Annotated in this window: 23 protein-coding genes; 12 read left to right on the top strand and 11 right to left on the bottom strand. The window is 55.7% G+C overall.

Annotated features, from left to right (window positions below; all coding sequences use genetic code 11):
• Positions 1–110: 110 nt before the first annotated feature.
• The 7 genes from AB0O97_RS06755 to AB0O97_RS06725 form a co-directional block, all read right to left on the bottom strand.
• Positions 111–1034, bottom strand: coding sequence for a GIY-YIG nuclease family protein (locus AB0O97_RS06755; RefSeq protein ID WP_363881183.1), 924 nt, complete (start codon positions 1032–1034; stop codon positions 111–113).
• A 257-nt stretch (positions 1035–1291) separates the two neighbouring features.
• Positions 1292–4159 (bottom strand): FAD-binding and (Fe-S)-binding domain-containing protein, encoded by a 2868-nt coding sequence (locus tag AB0O97_RS06750; protein ID WP_363881181.1) that lies wholly within the window; start codon positions 4157–4159, stop codon positions 1292–1294.
• A 42-nt stretch (positions 4160–4201) separates the two neighbouring features.
• Positions 4202–5341, bottom strand: coding sequence for a Glu/Leu/Phe/Val dehydrogenase dimerization domain-containing protein (locus tag AB0O97_RS06745; protein WP_363881179.1), 1140 nt, complete (start codon positions 5339–5341; stop codon positions 4202–4204).
• Positions 5342–5447: 106 nt separating this feature from the next.
• The gene (locus AB0O97_RS06740) at positions 5448–6977 is read right to left on the bottom strand and encodes an aldehyde dehydrogenase family protein (RefSeq protein WP_363881177.1); all 1530 of its coding nucleotides are present in this window, start codon (positions 6975–6977) and stop codon (positions 5448–5450) included.
• A gap of 45 nt (positions 6978–7022) precedes the next feature.
• Entirely contained in the window at positions 7023–8423 is a 1401-nt protein-coding gene (locus AB0O97_RS06735) for a VOC family protein (RefSeq protein WP_363881175.1), read from the bottom strand.
• A gap of 65 nt (positions 8424–8488) precedes the next feature.
• Complete coding sequence (locus AB0O97_RS06730) at positions 8489–9679, bottom strand: FAD-binding oxidoreductase (protein WP_363881173.1); 1191 nt, start codon at positions 9677–9679, stop codon at positions 8489–8491.
• A 280-nt stretch (positions 9680–9959) separates the two neighbouring features.
• Positions 9960–10625, bottom strand: a complete 666-nt coding sequence (locus tag AB0O97_RS06725) for a GntR family transcriptional regulator (protein ID WP_363881171.1) — start codon at positions 10623–10625, stop codon at positions 9960–9962.
• A 243-nt stretch (positions 10626–10868) separates the two neighbouring features.
• Here AB0O97_RS06725 and AB0O97_RS06720 point away from each other — a divergent pair, with 243 nt between their 5' ends.
• The 7 genes from AB0O97_RS06720 (at position 10869) to AB0O97_RS06690 (ending at position 16852) form a co-directional block, all read left to right on the top strand.
• Entirely contained in the window at positions 10869–11720 is an 852-nt protein-coding gene (locus AB0O97_RS06720) for an ABC transporter substrate-binding protein (RefSeq protein ID WP_363881169.1), read from the top strand.
• Between the two features lie 62 nt (positions 11721–11782).
• Entirely contained in the window at positions 11783–12754 is a 972-nt protein-coding gene (locus AB0O97_RS06715) for an ornithine cyclodeaminase family protein (RefSeq protein WP_363881167.1), read from the top strand.
• 97 nt (positions 12755–12851) lie between these two features.
• Positions 12852–13625, top strand: a complete 774-nt coding sequence (locus AB0O97_RS06710; protein WP_363881165.1) for an amino acid ABC transporter ATP-binding protein — start codon at positions 12852–12854, stop codon at positions 13623–13625.
• 3 nt (positions 13626–13628) lie between these two features.
• Positions 13629–14267, top strand: coding sequence for an amino acid ABC transporter permease (locus AB0O97_RS06705; protein ID WP_363881164.1), 639 nt, complete (start codon positions 13629–13631; stop codon positions 14265–14267).
• Complete coding sequence (locus tag AB0O97_RS06700; RefSeq protein ID WP_363881162.1) at positions 14264–14920, top strand: amino acid ABC transporter permease; 657 nt, start codon at positions 14264–14266, stop codon at positions 14918–14920. The genes AB0O97_RS06705 and AB0O97_RS06700 overlap by 4 nt, the downstream gene beginning before the upstream one ends.
• Before the next feature lie 8 nt (positions 14921–14928).
• Positions 14929–16176, top strand: coding sequence for an FAD-dependent oxidoreductase (locus tag AB0O97_RS06695; protein ID WP_363881160.1), 1248 nt, complete (start codon positions 14929–14931; stop codon positions 16174–16176).
• Between the two features lie 52 nt (positions 16177–16228).
• Positions 16229–16852, top strand: coding sequence for a short chain dehydrogenase (locus AB0O97_RS06690; RefSeq protein ID WP_363881158.1), 624 nt, complete (start codon positions 16229–16231; stop codon positions 16850–16852).
• A gap of 586 nt (positions 16853–17438) precedes the next feature.
• Here the strand turns inward: AB0O97_RS06690 and AB0O97_RS06685 are convergent.
• The 3 genes from AB0O97_RS06685 to AB0O97_RS06675 all read right to left on the bottom strand — a co-directional run bounded on the left by AB0O97_RS06685 (position 17439) and on the right by AB0O97_RS06675 (position 19270).
• Complete coding sequence (locus AB0O97_RS06685; RefSeq protein ID WP_363881156.1) at positions 17439–18530, bottom strand: tyrosine-type recombinase/integrase; 1092 nt, start codon at positions 18528–18530, stop codon at positions 17439–17441.
• Positions 18531–18671: 141 nt separating this feature from the next.
• On the bottom strand, positions 18672–18887 hold the full coding sequence (locus AB0O97_RS06680; protein WP_218714107.1) for a helix-turn-helix domain-containing protein: 216 nt from the start codon (positions 18885–18887) through the stop codon (positions 18672–18674).
• A gap of 113 nt (positions 18888–19000) precedes the next feature.
• Positions 19001–19270, bottom strand: a complete 270-nt coding sequence (locus AB0O97_RS06675) for a helix-turn-helix domain-containing protein (protein ID WP_363881154.1) — start codon at positions 19268–19270, stop codon at positions 19001–19003.
• A 164-nt stretch (positions 19271–19434) separates the two neighbouring features.
• On the opposite strand from AB0O97_RS06675, the gene AB0O97_RS06670 reads away from it, so the two are divergent.
• Entirely contained in the window at positions 19435–19749 is a 315-nt protein-coding gene (locus tag AB0O97_RS06670; protein WP_363881152.1) for a hypothetical protein, read from the top strand.
• 64 nt (positions 19750–19813) lie between these two features.
• The gene (locus AB0O97_RS06665; protein ID WP_363881150.1) at positions 19814–20314 is read left to right on the top strand and encodes a hypothetical protein; all 501 of its coding nucleotides are present in this window, start codon (positions 19814–19816) and stop codon (positions 20312–20314) included.
• Here AB0O97_RS06665 and AB0O97_RS06660 read toward each other — a convergent pair.
• Entirely contained in the window at positions 20262–20591 is a 330-nt protein-coding gene (locus AB0O97_RS06660; RefSeq protein ID WP_363881148.1) for a helix-turn-helix domain-containing protein, read from the bottom strand. The two genes, AB0O97_RS06665 and AB0O97_RS06660, sit on opposite strands and share 53 nt — an antisense overlap.
• 113 nt (positions 20592–20704) lie before the next feature.
• On the opposite strand from AB0O97_RS06660, the gene AB0O97_RS06655 reads away from it, so the two are divergent.
• The 3 genes from AB0O97_RS06655 to AB0O97_RS06645 all read left to right on the top strand — a co-directional run bounded on the left by AB0O97_RS06655 (position 20705) and on the right by AB0O97_RS06645 (position 23617).
• Positions 20705–21763 (top strand): hypothetical protein, encoded by a 1059-nt coding sequence (locus AB0O97_RS06655; RefSeq protein WP_363881147.1) that lies wholly within the window; start codon positions 20705–20707, stop codon positions 21761–21763.
• Positions 21764–21788: 25 nt separating this feature from the next.
• Complete coding sequence (locus AB0O97_RS06650) at positions 21789–22517, top strand: hypothetical protein (protein WP_104112067.1); 729 nt, start codon at positions 21789–21791, stop codon at positions 22515–22517.
• A gap of 95 nt (positions 22518–22612) precedes the next feature.
• Positions 22613–23617: a C40 family peptidase gene (locus AB0O97_RS06645; RefSeq protein ID WP_363881145.1), complete on the top strand. Its 1005-nt coding sequence runs from the start codon at positions 22613–22615 to the stop codon at positions 23615–23617.
• Positions 23618–23854 lie beyond the last annotated feature (237 nt).

The following is a 23854-nucleotide window of genomic DNA, read 5'->3' as shown; positions in this document are numbered from 1 at the left end:
AGGATGTCGCCGCGGCGAACTGGGGATGAATCATTGCTTTCACGATTCTCGCAACAATTTCTGGACTGCTGCTCTCGATATTTCTCTAATGGGCGGCCTGCTGTCACGTCCTAGAAAGTTGATGGTGTTCCACTCAACATTGTGTCTGGGCTTGTGACTATTTTTGCGACGACGTCGGCTTCGATCTCATTGACCGATTGTCCTGCGGAGTTCTTCCAGCTGTCACGACCGTTGACGCTGCCTCCGACCAGTATCGCCGCTGCTTGGCTAGGACTTGAAAATAGGTGGTCTTGGGCCATGATCAGCTGCTCTCCATGCACTTCTGCAATTCCGCGTTCGATGAGCGATTGGCGGCCACGGATGATCGACTTTGGTGCAGAGGGGCGTGGGCGTGAATTCCCCACTGAACCGGCAAGAACCACAAGCCCCTCGGAAGTAGGGTCCGCGTCGGCCTGGCACCCGGACTGTCGAAGGTAGAGTCGTTCAGCTGCAACCTCGTTCGGCGAATCGTGGGCGTCTTTGCGGATTGATTCGAGTGCCGGATAGCCGAGGGTGGCAGTCAAGAGAGAAATAGTCTCCAGATACTCATTGCAGTCGGCTTCCAATGGAGCTGGCGTGTAGCGATTGGAAGCCGCATTACCGTTCAACAGGGGGTATCGAGCGGCTTGGAGAGCGCGAGAAATGGCTTCCCATTCCATGAATCCCACATGAGTATCTGTCCAGGTATTCGTCAAAGAAACAGCGACGATGGCGCGTTCCCAAAATTCCTTGCCAGCAACGTGCTGCTTCAGCCTGCCACCGACGTTGCCACTTTGCCCGATGTAGCAGGAGACGCCATTTTCTGAATCACCGCCAAATAGGAAGTACAGTCCCACCTGCGATGCTTCAGCCATCGAGAGGAAGCCACTGAGCAGGGAACGAGGAACGTCGAAGACGCGCACTGTGCGGGTAGTGATTTCTGCCATGCGAATGCCGGATGGATCGCCGTGAGGTAGAAAGATCTGAATCGTTTGGGGACGTGAATTGCTCTGCATTCGGGTTCTCCTGCGGAAGGCTATATATGGGATCAAATCTACCGCCAGAATAAAATCAGGTTGGGACTAGCTCGGTCCCGCTTGACTTACTTAGCTCGCAGAAGTCCTGAGCCCAGAAAATTTCCCCAGACACATGCAATAAAGTTCCGTTGTTATGGAGCCGAAAAAATGACACTGCAAATCCAGGATTTTGTAACAAAGGAACTTAAAAAGTAGCTCTTTTTAGAAATTTGTCCGACTAGATACGGTGGGGATAGCTAGTTTAAGTTTCCCTCGAGTGCGTCGGCGATGATTTGCACGAGGTGGCGGGAATCGCGATCGGCCAGGTCAGCCACTTGGGTGCGGCAGGAGAACCCGTCAGCCAGGATGCTCCGCTCAGGTGCCGCAGCAATTTTGGCCAGAATCCCTTGCTCTGCAATAGTCACTGAAACATCGTAATGACCCTTTTCCATGCCGAAGTTACCGGCTAAGCCACAGCATCCACTTGAGACTTCTACATCGGCTCCCATCGCTTTCAACAGTGCCAAGTCTGCGGTATATCCCATGATGGCGTATTGATGGCAATGCGGCTGCACCAAGAGGCGTTCTGCGCTTTGGGGAGGTTGCCAATTGATGGAGCTCAGGTATTCGGAGACGGTTTTAACCTTTACCGAAACTTCATGAGCTCGTGGATCATCCGGGAGTAATTCGAGTAAATCCGAACGAAGAACTGCGGTGCAGGAGGGCTCCAAACCTATGATGGTTTGACCGTTGACCACGTGCGGATGGAGCACATCGAGTGTTCTACGAAGTTTCGCTTTCGCCGCAGTGAGCTGGCCGGTTGAAATCAGCGTGAGTCCACAGCATGCCCCGGGACCGGTGATTTCAACCGCACAGCCAGCGGCCTGTAAGACCTTAAGCGCTGCCACCGGTACCTCCGGATTGAGGGTATCGGAGAAAGAATCAACCCAGAGCACGACTTGGCGTTCCCTGGCCGTTTGGGCGGGTGCCACGGCGGACTGCCCCTGGGAAGACTGCGCAGGTGCAAACTGGGCAAGGGTGCTTGGAGTGGAGTGCTTGAGGGAGTGGAAAGGTTTTCTTGGAAAGACGGGCAATGATCTTCGCGGATCGGCCCCTGCCATTCTTAGGAGGGTTTTGCGGATGACGTCCATAGAGGCGAGCCGATTGACGAGGGGCCCCAGTGGGCCAATCAATCCTAGCCATGTGGGAAGCCTACCCAAGCTGTAATGGGAGATGGGCCGAATTTTTCCTTTGTAACTTTGATGGAGCGCTTCAGACTTGTACATGGCCATGTCGATGCCGGTGGGGCAATCGTTGGCACAGGCCTTGCAACTAAGACACAGATCGAGGGCTTGGTGAACTTCGGGGGAACTCCAGTCCATGGACACGGCTCCACCGTTGAGCATCTCCTGGAGCACGCGGGCACGGCCCCGAGTCACGTCCTTTTCATCTTTTGTGGCCAAATAGGACGGGCACATGAATCCGCCGTCATCGCGAAGGTCGGCACGGCACTTTCCTACTCCCACACAACGGTGCAAGGCGTTGGTGATGTTCCCGCCATCATGCGCGAAGGCAAAACCGTCTGTTGCCAGAAGCGTCCTTGCTTGTGGACGGCGTAGATCGGCATCAAAAGGTGCCGGCTTGACAATGACCCCAGGATTAAAGATGTCCTGTAGGTCAAAAAGAGCTTTGAAACCAGCCATAGCGGCAATGGCTTGAGCCGAATACATGGTGGGGAGAAGTTCGCTGCGTGCCCTCCCGTCACCGTGCTCTCCGGAAAGCGAACCGCCATACTTAGCAACAAGAGATGCAGCAGAAGTCAGGAAACGGCGCATGACGTGAGCGTCTTCATCTAAAGGAAAATCGATCCGCACATGGACACAGCCGTCACCGAAATGTCCGTATGCCATGCCAGAGACGTTTTCATCCGCCATCAACTTTTCCAGGTCCCGTAGGTAGGCTCCCAGGTGCTCAGGTGGCACTGCGGAGTCTTCCCAACCTGGCCACGCTTGGTGGCCGTTAGCAGTGCGCCCGGCCAATCCTGCGCCGTCGGCGCGAATTTTCCAGAGGCGTTGAGCTTCTGGTCCGGCTGACATAACCACAGCATCGAGTGCACCCGCATCTTGAACCATACGGTGGGCTGCTGCCACAGCTTCAGCAGAGCTGTCTCCTCCCACTTCAACCATCAGCCAACCATTACCTTGTGGCATGTGCGGGACCGCATGATCGCCTTTAGCGTTGCGAATAGACTCGACCAGCTGGGCGTCGAGCCCCTCAAGTGCCAGGGGGCGGTGGGGGAGAAGGGCCGGTACGGCATCCGCGGCGGAGGGCATATCTGGATATCCCAGCACTGCCAACGCCGGCGCTGGGGCCGCCTTGACCAGCTTCACCTCGGCTTGCAAGATAAGTCCGCAGGTACCTTCAGTGCCCGTCAGTGCCGCAGCAACGTTCCGGCCGTTCTCGGGGAGTAGATGTTCCAAACTGTAACCCGAAATTTGGCGGCCAAATCGGCCAAATTCTAATCTGAGTACCTCCAAATTTGCCATGACAAACTCTTCTAAACCGGGAACCTTAGCCACCGACTCTTTCCCGGTGCCGAGTTCCACCACGTGTCCGGAGCCAGTAAGCCAGCGCAGGTTGCGGACGTTGTCAGCTGTCCGCCCATAGGACAAGCCATGCGGCCCGCAAGCATTATTGCCGATCATTCCGGCGATAGTGCAGCGCGTCGAGGTGGAGGGGTCAGGTCCGAAGCGCAATCCATACACGGCTGCGGCTTCTTGAAGATCACTGAGTACAACACCGGGTTGAACCACTGCTGTCAGCTTTTCGGGGTCTAGGGAAATAATTTGGTTCATGAACCGGCTAAAATCCAGTACAAGACCAGCTCCTACCGCGTTGCCGGCACACGAGGTTCCGCCTCCTCGTGCCGTGACTGGCACCCCATGCCGACGTGCAATCGCTACGGCGGTAACGACGTCGGCCTCATCCTTGGGCATGACGACCACCTGGGGAACAACGCGATAGTTGGAACCGTCACTGGAATACTCGCCGCGACGACGAGTGCTGGCGTCGACAATCCCGGCAACGGAAGAGCTCAAATCTTGGACGAGCTGGTCAATATTCATGCGAGACGGACTTCTTTCTCCCTACGATGGCAGTTGTGAGGGTCAGTACGGCAGGGGTTTACCTCGGTACGCCATGGCACGACGGACCCGGTCTTGGGAAAGGGTGCGTGCCGCATGATGAGTAGTGGAATCCAACTTCTGCGCTTCTGCCAAGACGGTGATGGTGTTGGCGCGGAGCTTCGAGGAAACTGCACTATAGATTTGCTCTGTCTCAGGACGAAAAGGCGAGTAGCGGGCCTCCATAGCAAATGCTGCGCTCACTACTCCGCCTGCATTGGCCACAAAATCAGGGATCACGGTTATCGAAGAAGCACGGAGTACTTCCTGCGCAGCGGCATTAGTGGGGAGGTTTGCGCCTTCCACCACCAATTTCGCAGAAATATTACCCGCATTATCTTCAGTGATGACATCCTGCAGGGCGGCCGGAATGGCAATCTCAGCATCTACGAACAGTTCCTGTCCCACAGGAAGAGCCAATTGTGGCAGTTCTTTGACGAAGCTGTCGCCTAAGCGTGCCCGCAGAGCCAGCAGTGCGGGGACGTCTAAGCCAGAGGGGTCGTATAACGCACCTTCAGCTGTGGAGAGGGAAACGATGCTGTAATTGAGCTCGTGCAACCGTGCGGCAGTGGCATGTCCAACGGCGCCAAAACCTTGTATGGCCACGCGTTGCCCCTGCAGCCCCATTGTTCCAGCCGCTTCATCAGTTACTTCTGCGACTCCGTATCCGGTGATGCCAAGTTGGTCGTAGGGGACCCCGCCTAGATCATAGGGCGTTCCAACGGCTGCGCCTCGGTCTCCGAGTTCATTGATGATGATCGCAGCATCATTTTCGGTTAGGCCCATATCGAGACCGAAAACATACTCCGAAGGCACCTCGTTACTGAGAGCGCGAACAAAAGACCGGAGGATGGCTTCTTTGTGGGGGGAGTGGGGGTCAGCACGAATCCCGGCCTTGGCACCACCGAAGAACAAGTCCACGCCAGCCCATTTCCAGGTCATGACGCGCGCCAACCGCGTGATCTCATCGACACTGACGTTGGGCTGCATGCGGGTCCCACCCTTGCCCATCCCACGCGCCGTGTTGTCAATAACAAGGACACCTTTCATGCCTGTTTTGCTATCGCTGACCGTGACGATCTTTTCTGGGCCCCACTCATCCATCATGTCGAACAGATTCGTCATTGCCAGTTGCTCCTTCATAATTTTTGTGATGAGTACTGCGTGTCTAGGGAAACTGCCAACAGGCTTCTAGTGGCGCCGGCTGAACCGGCGCCACTAGAGGGATTTGTTAGAGGAACTTCACACCTTGTGCCAGCGGCAGTTCACCGGAGTAGTTGACGGTGTTGGTTGCTTGACGCATGTAGACCTTCCACGAATCGGCGCCAGATTCGCGGCCGCCACCGGTTTCCTTCTCGCCACCGAAAGCACCACCGATTTCAGCGCCTGAAGTACCGATATTCACGTTAGCAATGCCGCAATCAGAGCCAGCCGCAGACAGGAACTGCTCAGCTTCAGCATGGTTGTTGGTGAAGACAGCCGAGGAAAGACCCTGAGGTACGTCATTTTGGATGGCGACGGCGTCGTCAAAGTCTGAGTAGCTCATGACGTAGAGCAGGGGAGCGAACGTTTCGTCCTTGACCACCGGAGTTTGCGAAGGCATACGCACGATGGCTGGCTCCACATAGTAAGCACCGGGCTCGGCTTCAGCATTGACTCGGGCGCCTCCGCACAGCACCGTTCCGCCTTGTTCTTTAGCGGCCGCAAGCGCATTTTGCATGCCGTCAAAACTTGACTTGTTGATGAGCGGTCCAATCAGGTTTTCCTCATTGAGCGGGGTGCCAATGCGCAGCGTCCCGTAGGCACTGACTAGCTTCTGTGTCAGTTCATCAACAATGGATTCGTGAACAATTAAGCGACGCATCGAGGTGCAACGTTGCCCTGCGGTTCCCACGGCAGCAAAGACAATGCCACGCAAAGCCAGATCGAGGTCCGCTGAGGGAGCCACGATTGCAGCGTTGTTGCCGCCGAGCTCCAACAAGGCCCGGCCGAATCGTTGTGCTACGCGAGGCGCAACTTCTTGTCCCATGCGAACCGACCCTGTTGCTGATACCAGAGCGACGCGAGGATCATCCACGATCAATTGCCCGCCTACCCGGTCTGTAAGGGCCAACTTGTGGAGGTTTTCAGGTGCTCCCACTTCCTGGGCGGCACGGGCCAGCAGTGAATCTGCTGCCAGTGCGCTCAACATCGTCATCCCGGACGGCTTCCAGATGACGGTGTCACCGCAGACGAGTGCAAGCGCGGTGTTCCATGCGTAAACGGCGACAGGAAAGTTGAAGGCCGAGATGATACCGACGACGCCGAGCGGGTGCCAAGTTTCCATTAAACGGTGGCCTGGACGCTCCGAAGGCATGGTTTTGCCGTAAAGCTGCCGTGACTGCCCCACAGCGAAGTCACAAATGTCGATCATTTCCTGAACTTCACCCAGGGCCTCCGAGGTGATTTTTCCAGCTTCTGCGGTGACAATATTAGCCAAATCAGCCTTGTGTTCGGTGAGAAGTTCACCCCACCGCTTTACGAGGTTGCCACGAACAGGTGCCGGGACATCGCGCCAAACCTTGAACGCCTCGTGAGCTTGGGCGATCATCGAATCGAGTTCAGTCGCTGAGTTGACTGGAACGTTAATCAGAACTTCTCCGGTCAGGGGGGACTGTGCCTCGTGCGTGCCCGTCATGGCAGCCACATCGACACCGCAAGCTTCCAAAGACGACCGGACCATGGAGGTCAGGTCAGTGGTTTGAGTAAGTGTTTCAGTCATGGGATTCTCCTTGTAATTTCTTTTTCTTGGAAGAGTGCACGTGATTTATTGGGTAATGGTGGCGTTGAGATATTCAGCCATGGCGGCAACGGAACGATCTTGTTGCTGCTGGTAGAGAGTATTGGGATCGTGCACCTCCGCTCCAATAATTTGAGACATGCGGTTTATGTCGTAGCTGGTCCCCGTCTGGCCTTCATCTTTTGAGCCTTCCTCCGTCAAATTCGATTGGAAGATGCCGGCCGCTGAACGAGGGAGGAAATCCTCGTAGACAATAGGACGGGGGACAGCGATTCTTGCGGTGACGAGTTCAGCCAGCGTCACAGTTTTGGGAATGGACGCGCTGGCGAGGACAGCTTCGTCAACGCTAAAAGTGAAGAACGCCAGCCCTCGTGCAGCAAGTTCTTGCTCAGTGTGGGGAAGGTCTTCAGCCCATACTTCAGCGGCTACACCGGCTCGTGTTGAACCGTTCGTTGAGCTGGCCAGGCGCAGGTCAGCCTCGGCAACCATCTGGTCGTACAAGTCCCGGCCTGCGGGGGTCAAAGCGATTCCTCGGGCTTCGACCTCGCCAAACCGTACACGCAGCTGACCCTCATTGGTGGTTCCGTCCGCGTAGCGAAAGACACGGTTCTCACCCAGCGCCCGGAACGATGTTTGCCGCAGCAGAACATCTGGGCCATCCCATCGTGGTGGGCCCTGGATTTCATCGATCATCGAAATTCCGCGGGCCTGCATTCTCTCGTATAGGTCATCAATATCAAGGACCCTCGGGGTGAGGTGATTGATATGTGTGCTGGAAACCCCGCCGATGTCTGCAGCAACAGCGGAGATTGCCTCTAGTTTTTTGTACCATTCATAGTCCACCGGGTCGCTGGAAAGCTCTAACGATGCCGTGGCTAGTTCCAGTAGCCGATCCGCAGACTCCCGCGGAAGTTCATCGAGAGTCACTGCCTGATCCGCGAGCTCAAGCAGCTCTGGGCAAAAGAGTTCTCGGGCCCCGATGAAGGTTCCAAGTTCGGCTTGCAGCTCAGCGTCAAAGAACCGTGGATCCTCGGCGGCGAGCATTGATGTGAATACTCGGAAGGGATTCATTGCGAGTTCTTCTTCGTCGATTGGACGAAAAGCCGTGGCGACCACAGGAACAGAACTCGATGACGCATCGCGAAGGTCGTAGAAACCCACAGGAAACATCCCGAATGCCGCAAAGACCCGGGCTACTTGGGACATTTCTTTGGCCGAGCCCACCCGGATTGCCCCGTGCCTTTCAGCTGTGACACGGGCAATACTGCCGAGTCGTTCAGCTTCGGCCCCATTTTTAGCGACATAGTCTTCGTTGACTGCCGTGGAGACCTCTACGAGGTCGTTATACGCAGGAACTTCCTTGCCATACATGGTAGAGAGCCGCTTGGCGAACTCTGCTCGAAGTTCCCAAGTTTTGAGTGTGGACATAACACTGTTCCTCTCGAATAGATTCTGTGTGGATTTTCTGCGGGCCGGCTAAAACGTCGGCAAGATTAGATAATGTGCACTTCGCGGAACAGTTTCGTTGCCTCCGTGAACCGATCGGCCGAAAATGAGCTGTGGTCAAGAAATGACTCCCGGCTCAGGTACAGGTCCCTGATAAGTTCGCCCACGGCAGGGCCCTGCAGGAATCCGTGTCCGGAGAATCCGGTGGCGTAGTAGAATCCCTCAACCGTCTTTGACGCACCGATCAGTGCGTTGTGATCAGGGGTGTTTTCATAAAGCCCGGCCCAGCCTTGAGCTAGTTCTGGTTCCACTAAAGCAGGCGCACAAATGCGAGCTGCTGCGTTGAACTCTGGTAGCCATTCATGGCTAAAATCGCGGCTGAAACCAGGCTCTTGATTGGAGTTGGAGATTCCGAGCAACATGCCGTTGGCATAGTTGTGGAAATACATCGTGGTGGATAAATCGAGAGTGAACGGTACTGTGGGCATGGGAGTGCTCAACTGTGGTGTCATGCCAATTTGACGGCGCACCGGTGTAACTGGCAGGTGCACATCCACCATTTCCCCGATCCGTTGGGACCAAGCGCCGGCGCAGCAGATGACGGCATTCGTCTGGATCGTGCCACGGTTGGTGGTGACCGAGCGTATGCAGCCGTCGGCGCTGGCCACGTCCATGACCTCTGTGTGTTCCAAGATGCGAACGCCTAACGCAACAGCTGCCTCCGCGTATGCTTGCACCACCTTTTCAGGTTCGGCAAATCCGTCATCGGGAGAGAAGGATGCCCCAACCAAGGCTTCTTTTCGCAGGAAAGGATTGATCTCTACCGCCTCTGTGGGCGCAATCATGCGGCTGTTGCTGCCCAGGCCATTCTGGATGTGGGTGCTCCGTTCGCAATCAAGCATTTCAGCTTCACTGCGGCAGAGGAAAAGATAGCCGACTTTACGCAAACCGATGTCAGTCTTGAAACGGTAGTTGAAGTCTTCAAAAGAGCGCAGACTCCGTTGGCCCAGAATAATATTGGCAGGATCTGAAAACGTTGCACGAACGCCGCCCAAGGGTTTGGCTGATGATCCCGTGCCCAATTCAGCTCTTTCGACCAAGACAATGTTGCGAACTCCGGCTTCAGCAAGGTGGAAGGCAATACTGGTCCCCATAATGCCGCCCCCTACAATCACCACGTCGGCGTGAGAAGGCACAGTAGTTCCAGCTGGAAGATTGAGCGAGACCAATTGTGACATTGATCCTCCTGCCTCAGATCTGGTGATGCCCACAACATTGTGGGTATCAACTATCGGTAATGGGTTATATATAACCATACTGAGTCCGAATGTGATCTGCGTCAAGTGTTTGGTGGAGCGAGTTTTTCGGCCGCACCCTTTTGGTGGGATTACCGAGGTCTAAGTGGGAGCCGGAATGCGGATATTTTGTTGCCTGGACATTTGGAAGTCTCGCTGCACCGAGGCTAGGCAGTGAAAAGCAGAGCAAAATGTGGGGCGGATCCAGCGGATTTGCTCGAAGTTAGGGGAGAGAGTAGCTCAGATGGGCGCCCATGAGAGCCTCAACTCGATCACGATCGCCAGCCAGCAACGCTGCGAGAATCGGAAGGTGTTCGGCGGCGCTTGCTGCCAGCAACCCTCGTTCAGCCAAATGATATGACCCACTGACGCGGCTCTGGTCGCGAAGATTTTCAACAATCTTATTCATCCGTGAGTTCCCAAGCAGTTCAACAATGCCTAAGTGGAACTTCTGGTCGGCCTCAAGGTAGTCGACCATAGTGTCGGGTTGTGATGTGGCGATAGTGCGTTCAGCCAACTTTGTCAGCCGGGCGGCGTCGGCGGTTCCCACACCTTGGGCTGCCACGCGACCAGTGGCCGTGACTTCTACCAGCATTCTGAGATCGTAAACTTCTCTCTGATCTGCATCGGTCATTTCAATGACGCGGAATCCCCGATTTCGCACTACTTCAAGGAGCCCCTTCTCCGTCAGCGCCATCATGGCTTCCCGAACGGGGCTGTTGGAGACTCCAAGCTGAGTGGCCAGAGCGTTGGCCGAGTAGATGCGGCCAGGTTGCATTGCGCCGGACATGAGGGCGCGTCGAACAATGAAGACGGCCTCATCCTTCAGTGTTGCCCGACCTTCATCGAGTCCGCGTAATCCGGCAACGGCGTTTGGCTGATCCTGCATTTCGCTCCTCAAATGATATTCCTCTGGACAACACTAGGTCACGTAGGTGGTGTTTCACGACGGTTATGTCGTGACGCTGCTCGTGGTGGAAGCACGTGTCTGCGGTAATCGCTTGACATCTCGGTAGTTTCCCTGAAGATTGGTTATCGACAATCGATTGTGTGTCATAGATCACCAAGAATTCCCCGCTCGTTCGTTCACCGCAACTCTGGCTGAGACCAGATCTGATCAAAGAGGATCACCATGAACCTTCGCAAAGTTTTAATTGGTACCGCATCAATTGGGCTGCTGGCCTTGTCTCTTACCGCGTGTGGCGGTGACAGCGGCGGCAACAGCAGCGTTGCAAAGGACTGCACCCCCGAATCAGAGTTCAAAACTATGACGGCGGGAGTTCTCACTGTTGCTGCGCCGGAGTTCCCACCCTTCTCATCAAACAAAGACGGCAAACTCTCAGGGGTCGATGCGGACGTCATCAAAGAGTTTGCCGCGAAAAACTGCCTCGACGTCAAAGTAGAGTCAACGTCCTATGCCGGAACCATCCCCGCGGTGCAGAGCGGCCGTGCCGATGTAGCCATTGGTTGTTACTACCGCACGGCTATCCGAGCCGAAATCGTCGATCTTAGCGACCCCATCTACACGGATGAAATGGGACTCATTTCTAAGAATGGTGTCAACGAGATTCCCAAGCTCGAAAGCATGAAGGTCGGCACCGTAGATGGATATCTGTGGGTGGCAGACATGAAGAAGGTCATGGGAGCAAATCTGACCATTTACCCCAGTGCTGTGGAGATGCAGGCAGACCTGAAAGCCGGCCGTATAGAGGTAGGCATTGACGGGTACGGATCAGCTGTTGAGATGTACAAGGCAGACTCGACCTATAAGGTGGTGGGCGCAGCTCCAGATCCCCGTGTCATCGCTTCAAAGGAACCGGCCCAGATCGGTTTCCCAGTCGCTAAGGACAAGTCAGATCTCACCAAGGCTCTCAACGCTTCCATCGCCTCTATGAAGACTGATGGAAAGATCGTGGACGTCCTGGAATCTTACGGTCTGCCGGCCACAGCAGGCGACACAGGCGAACCTCGTTTAGTGCAGTAGCTGCATCAAACCATGGATGCGGATCAGGAAAGTGCCGAACAATCTTGAAGGACTCCAGAGTAATGAACGCACAGACACCTCGCACTGAAGATCCGTTGCAGGCTCCCGTGTTCATGGATGCGGAGGATGTTGGGAGGGCGCTGACGGCTCGGAAGGCTATCGATTCTATGACGGCTTTTCTGCTGGCAGGATTCGATCCGGAGACAGGGGCACCGCGAACCAGAGTTGAAACGGCGTCCGGTACGTTCATGCAGATGCCTGCAGCCAATGATCAATACGTCGGGACGAAACTGCTTACGATCACCCCAGAAAACTCCAAATCAAGCTCTCCAGTCATTCAAGGGCTGTATGTGCTTTTTGGGGGAGACCAGCAAGGGCCCTTGGCCATCCTTGACGGAATTGCCCTGACGAATTGGCGGACATCTTGTGTCTCAGCGCTCTGCGTTGAGCTGGTGGTGGCGCCGGGTCCGAAGCGGCTGCTGGTTTATGGGACGGGTGTTCAAGCATGGGAGCACGTCAAGATCTTTAATGAGATTTTCGATCTGCTGTCTATAGAAATTATGGGCAGGACTCCTCGTGCTAGTGAAGCAATTGTTTTCCGTGCACAGGAAGCAGGTATGGATGTTGCGGTGGCAGGGGCTGACTCCATTGAATATGCAGACATCGTGGTGTGTTGCACCGCGTCAGAAGGGCCGCTGTTCGACGGTAGAAAAGTGAAGCCGAGTGCTGTGGTGGTGGCCATGGGTTCTCACGATCGTTCTCACCGGGAGCTTGACGATGTCCTCATGTCAGATGCCAGTGTTTGTGTCGAGTCGTTGGGCTCGGCTCTGCGAGAGGCCGGGGATGTGATCCAGGCACTGGAGTCTGGGGCTGTCGCGGGCAGCTCTGATCTAATCACTGTGGCAGATATGGTCCTTGGCCGGGCCGCCATTGCGACGGATAAACCCGTGGTTTTCAAAACCACAGGCATGCCATGGCAGGACTTGGCAGTAGCTATTGCCGCGTATGAGTCCCGCACGTGCGCTGGCGCCTAAGTGCCCCTTCTCGGGTGCGGTTGCAGGCGTCCCCTTCGCTGGTGCGAAGAGGACGCCTTGATTGACGAAGCACGACTATAAGAAATTAGGACTACTGATGACACAGCTTAATTCCGTAACCGACAAGCCAGTTGTGCAGGTGAAGAACCTGGCAAAGGCCTATGGTACGAACGTCGTTCTTCGTGACGTTTCATTGACGGTAGCCGAAGGATCGGTGACCGCTATGATCGGCCCCAGCGGTGCAGGAAAGAGTACCGTGCTTCGTTGCATGAACTTGCTGGAACAACCCGACAGTGGAGAAATCGAGATCGATGGACACCGCATTGTTGCTGGGGAAAAAATTAACCCCAAGAACTTAGCAGCACTTCGGCGCAGTGCCGGAATGGTCTTTCAGCACTTCAACTTATTTCCCCACATGACCGTATTGCGCAACATCAGCCTGCCCCAGGAACGAATACTGGGTCGCAACCGCGAAGAAGCTAACGAGAAATCGATGGAGTTGCTCGAACGCATGGGCCTTCGAGACAAAGCGGACCAATATCCCTCACGGTGCTCGGGGGGGCAGCAACAAAGAATTGCTATTGCCCGGGCGCTGGCTCTGGGGCCGCGGGTGATGCTCTTTGATGAACCAACCTCAGCTCTCGACCCGGAAGTTGGGGTAGAAGTTTTAGAGGTGATGAAAGAACTGGCCGCTAGCGGTATGACCATGGTGGTTGTCACCCATGAGATGGCGTTTGCCAAGAGTGTCTCAGACGAGTTGGTAGTCATGGCCGACGGCGGCATCATCGAGAAGGGAGATCCACTACAGATTCTCCAAGACCCGCAGCAGGATCGTACTCGTCGATTCTTGCGTGCAGTACTGGAGCGCTAGGCCATGGAAATGCTAAAAGTAGTCATGGTTGGTTTGCCGATGACCATTGTTGTCACAGTTCTGGCTCTTATGATCGGCAGTGTGGTGGCATTGCCGATCGTGGCTGGTCTGCGCAGCAAGAACAAACTCGTTTGGTTACTTTCACGTGGACTAGTAGATCTGCTGCGTGGGGTTCCTCCGGTGGTGTGGCTGTTCATTCTGTACTACGGGATTTCGATCGGAGCCGTCCGGCTGAGCTCGCTACAAGCAGGAATTATTGGACTCGGGGTGGTGGCTGCTGCGTACTTGGCGGAGATTTTTCGGGGTGCCATTTCATCCGTACCAAAGGGGCAGTGGGAAGCAAGCTCAGCACTAGGTTTCCGGCAGGGAACCATCTGGACTCGGATTGTGGGGCCACAAACCGCTCGATCTGTTATTCCCGCGTACACCACCTTTGCCATTGGGCTCTTAAAAGATTCATCGATCGCTTCGACCATTGGTGTTGCAGAAATAGTCTTTATGTCCAACCAATATGCACGGCAGTCGGGTGAAGGCATCATGGTCTTCTTTGTTGCTGCAGCAGTTTATATAGTACTGAGCGTCCCCTTGGGGCTCCTCTCCAGACGTCTGGACGTCAAGATGAGAAAGGCGGTCGCGCGATGAATAACCTCTTTGATATTGCGATCGAATATGGCCCCACCCTCCTGGGCGGACTCAAAGTCAGCCTCACATTGACACTTCTGAGTCTTGTCATTGGGCTCCCCATCGGCCTTGTCTTCTCCTTTGGAGTGGTGGCACAAAACAGGATTTTTAGATACATTTCCGTGTTCTTTGTCGAAGTGGGGCGAGGGGCGCCAGCACTGGTGCTCTTGCAGCTAATGTATTACGGGCTTCCCAATGCCCACATCACCCTCAGCGCCATGGCGTCTGCCTGTTTGGCACTGACGTGGACAACCGCCGCCTACAGTGCGGAACTGATCCGCGGAGGAATCCAGGGGGTACCTTCTGGTGAGATTGAAGGTTCCAATGCCCTAGGTATGAGCCGTCGGGACTGCCTGAGGTTCATTGTCATTCCCCAAGGGTTACGAATAGCGCTTCCTTCTCTGATGGGCTTCGCAGTTCTACTATTTCAGGCTACTTCCCTTGCCTACTCCGTGGCTGTTCCTGAGCTCATGAGCCAAGCCTACTCAATTGGCTCATCCACCTTCCAATACCTCCCGATCTTTATTGTCGCTGGCTTGTTGTATGCAGCCATTTCCATCCCGGCGACGTGGATGTCGGTGTGGGCGGAACGAGCGCTTAGCAAGCACCTCTGAGGAGACCGTTGAACACCTTCCATCAGTCACCTCGTTCCGCCATTGTCATAGGGGCCGGGATTGTGGGGCTGTCCACAGCGTGGCATTTGCAGCGGCACGGGATATCCGTGACGGTCATTGAAAAATCAGGTCCGGCTGCAGGTGCCAGCTGGGGCAACGCCGGATGGGTTTCCCCTGGTTTGGTCATGCCTTTGGCAGAGCCTGGTGCCTGGAAGCATGCTGCGAGGGGTCTCTTTGATAGAAATGCCCCCTTGCGGATACCTGCACGGTTGGACCCCCAATTGTGGAAGTTCCTTCTGCAGTTTGCCTCGAATATGACAGCTAAACGATGGGAAAAAACAGTGCATGCACTGCAGCCCATCACCTCAATGGTCACTGAGTCGTTCGCTGAAATGGCGTCCCAAGGGATTACTTCACCCCTAATTGCTGCGCCATTGATGGCCGGGTTCAGTACCTCGGGTGCGGCTACTGCCTTCCGAACGGAAATTGAAAAATTGCGGGAGATGGGTCAGAGCATTGATGTCCAAACGGCGGTTGCTGGCGGCGCCAGGGACATCTTGTCCTCGGCTGTTCCCCATCGTTTGGAACTCTCGGGGCAGAGCTACCTCGATCCAGGGGACTTCACCTGCGAGCTAGCACGCTCAGTCAAAGAAGACGGTGGACGGGTACTGGAGAATACGGCAATCTCCCACCTGGCCGAGAACCCATATTCAGTCACCGCCGTCACTGAGTTCGGGGATTCTTTGAGTGCGGATACCGTGGTTATCGCGACGGGCGCGTGGATGTCCCGGTTGGCTGCCCCGTGGGGGCTGAAGCTCGGGGTGCGTGCGGGCCGTGGCTACTCGTTCACGGTGACCGGCAACAACCTGCCTGCAGGGCCGCTTTACTTCCCGGAACAAAGAGTGGTCTGCACCCCTTACCAGGGCGCATTGCGCGTCGCTGGAACCATGGAATTTCGGGGTCCAGATGAACCTATGAAGACCTCTCGAGTTGATTCGATAAGCCACCAGGTCGCGCCCTTGCTGACCGGAATTGACTGGGGTTCACGCCGTGGGGCCTGGGTTGGATCCAGGCCGGTCACCCCTGACGGATTACCTGTTGTTGGTGCACTTAAGTCCCCGAGGATCTTTGCCGCAGGAGGGCATGGGATGTGGGGAGTGGTTCTTGGCCCAGCGACAGGAAAACTCCTCGCCCAACAAATCATCACAGGTGTCATCCCGGATGCGATCGCAGCGTTTGATCCGCTCCGAAAATAGGGTGCCCACCCTGAGCTGCCTTCCTACAACAACGCAAGAAGGAACCAACAATATGCGTATTCTAGTTATAGGTGCCAGTGGCGCCATGGGGACCAACGTAGTAAAAGGCCTCAGCACTCATCACGGAAAGTTTGGAGAGGGGGTCATCGAGATCCTCAAGGCGTCAACGACCTCCACCGATTATCCGATGGATTGCACCGATGACTCTAGTGTTCGTGAGCTCTTTGAAAAGGTTGGATGCGTCGATGCTGTTGTGAGCACCATTGGTGGAGCACAGTGGGCTTCGGCAGAGGTGGTGTCTTTGGAACAGATTAAGGCCACACTTGAGGGGAAGCTTTTGTGCCAGCTACGGATTGCCCTTGCCGCCCGCGACCACGTTGTGGATGGCGGATCTATCACTTTGACGAGCGGAATCGTAGGAAATTTTGCTTTCCACGGGGGCTCTCCAAGTTCTATCGCAAACCTTGGCCTGGATGCATTTGTCAGGAACGCTGCCCAGGAATTGCGCAGAATCAGACTCAATGCCGTCAGCGCAACGGTGTTGGAAGAATCGGCTGATGCCTACGGTACAGTCTTCCCCGGGTTCCTTCCCATTTCAGGAGAACGAGTCGCCAGCGCTTATGTCCGCAGTGTCTACGGAACTGAAACAGGCCAAACCATCAAAGTCTGGTCCTAGGTCCCGCCAAAGAAATTTTAGGTTTCGCCGAAGGACGTCAGACCTTGGGCCGTCTCCGGGAATTACTCCAGCGTTTTATTGGTGGCGACGTCGTACATAACCCCGATGGCGCCGATCGAGGCCACAACAAGTTCAGGATCAGTCTGAGGTGTGCCTGATAGCGCGGACCCACGTGGGGGCACCCAAGTTCGGTATCTTGAATTGCGCTATCTGCAAGTTCAGTGTCATGGATCGGTAGTAAAATGACAAAGCGCAAGTTGTCGCTTCGTTGACTCTACTGAGAGGACCGTCCAGCAGTCGGGCGGGAGTTACCACCACGTCATACAGAACTCATACTTTTGAAGGGACAACGGTGGCTATTTAGTATCTTGCATTGTGGCAATCTCAACATGCAGGAACAGGCCAAAACGATCTATTGGCAGTGCTGAATCGACCCCTGATCAGCAAGCGGGGGTCATCGGTTCGAATCCGATAGGGGGCCCAAAAAGCCCGGATTTACAGGGATTTTGGAAGTGAGAATGGCCCCGAAAGGGGCCATTTTCAACTTAACACGCCATAAACACGCCATAATGGGTCTCGATTTTCGTTACTTTTCATCGTCTGGATCAGTCGGTGACGGCTCTTCCTTCGGGCTGAACGCGTCCATGACCGCCCTGGTGTCCAATGCTTCTTGATACTCCTCAATGTAGTGCTCCTGGGTCATCGAGACCTTGGAATGGCCGAGCTGATATGCGGCGGCTTCGGGCCCCATCGTTCTGGCAATCAGAGTTGCGCTTGATTTTCTGAGAGTCCTGAATGTGACCCACTCATATCCGATGGCATCGGAGGCTTTGCGCCAGATCTTGCCGATGTTGTTCGGATCGCAAATAGTCCCTGTGGACGATGGAAAGATCAAATTCATCGGATTCGGCGAGGCGCTTTCCCTTTGGCGTTTCTGCCGGATCTGAAGCTGCTTCACCAGAAATTCAGGGGCTGTTACTCGGCGTACTCCGTGCCGGGACTTCGGATGATCCTGGATCCTTACGCCGCCCGTGCTTGTCCGGATGACGGTTGCATTGATAAACACCGTCGGCGGCGCTGCGTCCAGTTTGACGTCGTCCCAGTGGAGGGCAAAGAACTCGCCAGGGCGGAGCCCGGTGTGGATGAGGAAGTCCGCGATCTCATGCAGTTCGTGTGAACGCGGCCTGCCGAGGGCGGGCGTCTGTTCCCAATCGATGAGCTTGCCGCGCAGATCTTGATATTGTTCAGCCGTGAGGCCTTGGGGCTTCGCCTTCTTGTTACGAGGGATCGATATCCCGATGACAGGGTTGACAGTGACAGCGTCGTGGCGCAAGGCCACCTTGAACATCCAAGACAGCACGGCCCCGCAACTCCTCGCCGTTGAAGGCCCCACATCTTCGACGACTTTTCGAATGAAGTGATCGATCACGCCCGAGGATGCCTCGCCAATCCGAATTGAACCGATCGCCGGGGCTATGTACTTCGTGATGCAGTAGGAGTATTTGTCCTTCGTACGGGAAGCCTTGTCAGATCCTTCCAGCTCAACGAGGAACACCTCAATGAGCTGATTAATCTTGTTTGTGGAAGTTACCAGGCCATTTCTCGGAGTCTGGCGATCGACAAGTTTCTGCTGCAAGCTGCGGCGGGCCTCTGCTGCAGAAACGCCGCGAGCTTCCACCTTTCGAAGCTTCCCATCCCAGTCACGGTAGTGGGTGCGTGCACTCCACGACTTAGCCGCGGTTCGATCGGTGATGATTGATCCCCAAGATCCGAGGGGAAGTGGTTTTCTGCTCATGTCACGACAACACAGACTCGAGCGTTACGGATCGGATCGGAGGGCGAGCCAAGCGTCGAAGTCTGTCCGGCTTACGCGTAAATGTCGACCAATCCGGTAGGCATGCGGCCCGATACCCTTTGCGCGCCACTGGTAGAAAGTCTGCAGCGGAATCTGAAGGTCGTGGCAGATTTCTGTGGGGGACAACCACTCGGTGGCTTCTGAATCGGAGCGGCTGCTGTGTTGGGTGTAGATAGTCATCGCGGTGCCTTCCTTTCGATGGTGCCGACGTTCAAACATCGGCAAGTATGACTAGATAACTACTCATAGTCAGGAAAGCCATTTTCTCCATGACCGAGGAGAAGGTGGTGCCGTCAGAACTCCAATCCCAGGAAATAGCGCACCTGCGCTATCTCTTGGAAAATTTGGGATGCGTCGGAGGTATAGATTGAGTCGAAATTATCAGGAATCGCCTCGCTGGCCCGGACAAACCCAGCTCTCGTTAGCCGTTCAAGTTCCCGATTGACCACGTCCTCTGTCAGGGACAGCGCGTTGGATATCTCAGGTGCCGGGGCAGGGCCATGTGTGACCAGCATATGTAGGATGCGGCTTCGGGTCAGGTTCATCAAGATTGACGGTTCCATGGAAAACACTCCCAGAAGGCTATCTGCAGGACGGTGTATACCCGTCTACTCTGCACAATTTACTCTCACTCGGTCATGGTGTAAATGCCCTAAATCCCCATGACTTCGTATAAGTCACCGCCGTGACACGGCGATTTCGGCCAATTCAGAGGGAGATGGATGACATGACTAAGCATCCTCAGGTTGAAGCTTTCGTCAGCGCTGCGGAATCCATGCGCGGAAACCGCTATTGGGCAAGGGATCCGCAAGAACAAGTCGATTTTCTTACCGCGCTCCGTGATGTTGTTACGGAAGTTTGCTTCCATCTTGATCGGAACCAGTTACTCAATCAGGAGGGGCTTCGTGCCTTTGCTGCCAGCTCGGGCGCTTCAAATGGGGTTCCGTGGCTGGCGCCCAGCTCCGAGACGGTGCTCCTGCCCGAGTTGGATAATGCAATTCAGCGTTGTCTTGCGGGGCTTGAAGGCACGGACAATACTTGAGATGACACGACGATTCGGCACGGGATAGTCGGCGAGCCGACGCCACCATCGTGAGGAGCCTGGCATGAGCGCTGGAAGCGGCAATCCGCAAGACCAGCCATCGCCCCAAGTGGCCCTTTCTAGGCGCCTGAACCTACTTTTAGATGCTGCTGCAGAAAAGCGTGGCTATGACGTGACTTTTCGTGAGGTCCAAGATCGATTGGCTGAACGAGGCGTGAGCATGTCCCGTGCCCGTTGGTTCTACATGAAGGATGGAACGAGAGCGCTGGTCACCGATAAGAAGGTTTTGACAGCCATCTGTGAGTTGTTTGACGTTGATTCGTCGTTTCTGCTGGATTTGAGCTCCGATGTGCTTCCCAGAAGCATTGAGGCAAGGCTTGAATTTGTTAAGGCCTTGCGGGTGTCGCGGGTGCAAGCCTTTGCCGCGCGCACACTTGCCGACGTTGCGCCGGAAACGCTCGATGCCATTACCGATTTTCTGAAGCACGGCATGACTGCAACGGCTGATGGTGCTAGCGAGTCGGTTCAGTCAAGTACCGAAGTTGGGCATTCAGAAGATCCTTGACGCGGTCAGGGTTAACTGAATACCTCGGTGCACGACCGTGCCTGCGCCCCGGTTCAACGTCTGCACTGACAGCGCCGGCTTCTTCAAGGAGTAGCAAGTGCTTGGCAACGCTTGCCTCGCTGGCGCCAACGTTAGCCACGATTTCGCCGCGTGCGTTCGGCCCGTTTTTCAATAGGTAGCGGATGATTTCGGTGCGCGCTCGATTGCCAAAGGTGGCGACCGCCAGCTCGACTTCGTGTGGCCAATCTGAGGCTATCGGCTGCGTAATTCGGGGCATGGCTTCATTCTGCCTCATAGTTGTCCACAGGGTAAGAGAGACCCCGTTGACAATATCTCTTTGATGCCTTGAAAATAGTCTTATGACCTTTTGAAGTGGGTCGACTGTAATCGTTGATTTCGCACCGACTCACGTGCCCCGGCATATGCCGGGACGATCCTGCCGCCACCAATGGTGTCCCCAAGATCTTCTGCACAACGTCTGACGGCGTAGCGCTTGATATTCAGTCAACGCATGAAGCGGTGATCATCATGGGTCCTTGGACCAACGAACCATATGAAGTACCTATCGACGGGGCGGTCGATCAGTCCCTGGCCCGTCCGCCGGAACCCGACATCCCTATCGATCAGCTGATGAGGGCTGTCGAAGGGGTTCGTCCGTATGTGAAGATTCATCTGGCCCGGTATGGGTTCTTTCAGGACGTAAATGACGTCTTGCAGGACATCCGTATTGCAGCGTGGGAGGGGACGGTGAACAGCAGCTACCGGGCCTTTCCCGGGGTCAAGTTTGATGCCTGGGTTCAGGGGATCGCCTGCAACCTGTCCGCCGACCATATCCGCCGGCGTATAGCCAGGTCGACTCTGCCATTGCTGGACCAATGCGAGTCCGGGTTTCAGAGCCAGATTGATGTCCAGTTGGTACGCCTCGATGACCAAGTCACCAATCATGTCTGGGCCACGGACGTTTTGCAGTTCGTCAAGGCACACGTGCCCGAGCGCACTTGGAATCTGGCCGTTGCCAGTCTTGCTGACGGGAAGGCGCAATCCACGGCAACCAACAATGATGCGTCCGCCGGCATGCGATGGCAGGCCGTTTTTGTAGTTCGCCAGATGGCTCTGACGACGAGTCGGGCCCTGGATGTCGATCCAAAACTGGTTGTTGACCTAACCTCACTACGTAGGGCTACTGTCGAATCGCTTTCAAATCCGATGCTCCAACTCATCGCGGAGCGCATCGTCCTGCCATCGGTACTGGGCAAGGCACGTTCTGTGGCGGTCGCTGAGGTCGCGCAAGAGGCTGGTGTCAGCGTGCGCTACGTCAAGGTGCAGGTTGGTCTGGCACGGAACCTCGTTCAGGCAGCCGAGGAAATTTTGCGGGCCGGGACAGGGATCGAAGGTGCTGTCATTGAAGCGGCAATCAGCCCGACGGTCCACGCCGCGTCCAAGGCGTAGTTCCTCAGCCCAATGAGGTGTGACCATGAAATTGAAATGGACGGTACGCAGAGGCAGGACAGGCCGACGCCGGCCGTGGATCCTGCTGCTGGTGACTGTCGTGGTTATCGCTGGGATTGCGGCGGTGCTCTCAATCCGCCCCGCGGAAGTCGCCCCCGTTGCAAGGATTCCGGTGTCATCGGTTCCGGCTGCGGTCGCAAGCCCCACGGCCACAACGACCGCGGTGGAACCATCGACCATGACAAGCTCGCCTCCGGATCAATCGGCTGTCCCAGCTGGCGAACCTTCAATTTTGGACTATCGTCTGCTGGCCAACATAGCTGCCCGCACCATCTATACATGGGATACACGAACGGCTACGTATTCGGAGACGTACGGGCGGCTTCGCAGTTGGTGGCATGTGCTGCCGGATGGTTCAAACCCCCTGACCATCTTCGCTCAGCAATTCGAAGCCACAGGGACCAATGCGGCAGCCTTTGCGTCGTTGACTGGAGCGAAGGGATATCGAACTGCACAGACTGTGAACTCATCGTGCGACGAGCAGCTGGCACAATATGTCCAGCAGCCTCCACCCTGGGTGGGATTGCACGTGTGCACCGTGACCTTGAGCGTCGTTGAGCATGCGACGTCTGGAGTTAACAAATACACCGCACCGATCAGCATCGTCGTCAATTGTCCGCCTGCCGTATCTGCGCCGGCAGACCGCTGTGACATGGTGGCTTTCTACGCTGCGCCTGAGCGAATTGTCTACTGATGCCAGCCCCGGCGCTCCTCCTCGGCATAGTCAAGAAGCGTGCGGCCCTTAAATTAGCCGGGGCGGCGTTCTCTGCAATGGTGCTCTGCTGCGTTATGGCGCTTTGCGGATCCATTGCCCTGGTAGCTTTCGGCGCTCAAAGCTCGACGGCGGCATGTATAATGGTCGCTGCTGGCGGCGCGGGCCAGGCAGTGACGATCGCTGTGCCCGACCTGGCGCCCATCACATTGAGCCAGTCGCAGGCGACTGTGGCCCAAGCCTACATAGCAGTGGGCCGCGCCCGGTCAGTCCCAGACAACGGGATCGTGATTGCGTTGATGATGGCCTTACAAGAGTCCAATATGCAAATGCTGGCCAACCCATCTGTCCCTGAATCTTTGCAATATCCGCATGATGGCGTGGGCAGTGACCACGATTCGGTCGGTAGTGCACAACAGCGCCCGTCAGCAGGATGGGGGAGTGTCGCGGAGCTCATGCAAGCCGCCTACAACGCTGAAGCATTTTATGGAGGGCCACAGGGGCCCAACCATGGATCGCCACTAGGACTTCTTGATGTTCGGGGTTGGGATCAAATGGACAAGGGCACGGCAGCTCAAGCGGTTCAAGGATCTGCATTCCCAGAAAGGTACGCCCAGTGGGAGTCTGAGGCAGAAGCAATCCTGAAAGCCTTGGGATCGTCAACCGTTCCGGCGGACTGTACCGCAAACAGTTCGGGGCTGCCGCAACCAACAATGCCAGCGGATTTGAGCCAACTTCGACGTGCGATCATCGCGTATGCGCAGGAGGGAGTCGGCGGTGCATATGTCTGGGGCGGCACTGCCTTCAAAGCCTGGGACTGCTCCGGTTATGTGCAGTGGATCTATGGAAAGGCGGGGATCCAGCTGCCGCGCACGGAACAGTGGATGGCGGGGTCACCCACAACGAATCCGAAGCCAGGTGACCTTGTGGTTCAGAATCCCGATGGACCGAACCATTGGGGGCATGTGGGTATCTACGCTGGCAATGGCATGATGTACAGTGCGCTGAACCCGGCCGTTGGCACGTTGTTACACCCAGTGGCGTGGAACAGCCGATCGGCATATTTTAGGATGGTGCCCTAGAAATGGCTTATAACTATGGGAATGACGAAGCCTCCGTGACCACTAGGGAATACGACGGCTTGCCAAACCATAAATGGGCATTCAGCCTGCAGAATCTGCCCAATAATACTGTTGTTGTCATGATTAGGTGAGATGCTCTCTGGTGGGATGACTTTTTTGAGACGTATCGCGCTCCCAAAGTCATTTTCGTCTGCTGTCAGAAGTCGGCTGCACAGCCCTGATGCATCCGTAGCGGGA

Source organism: Specibacter sp. NPDC078692 (genome assembly GCF_040686835.1).
Lineage (GTDB): Bacteria > Actinomycetota > Actinomycetes > Actinomycetales > Micrococcaceae > Specibacter.
Note: the sequence above shows the minus strand (reverse complement) of the source record. Positions and strands in the feature narration are given on the sequence as shown.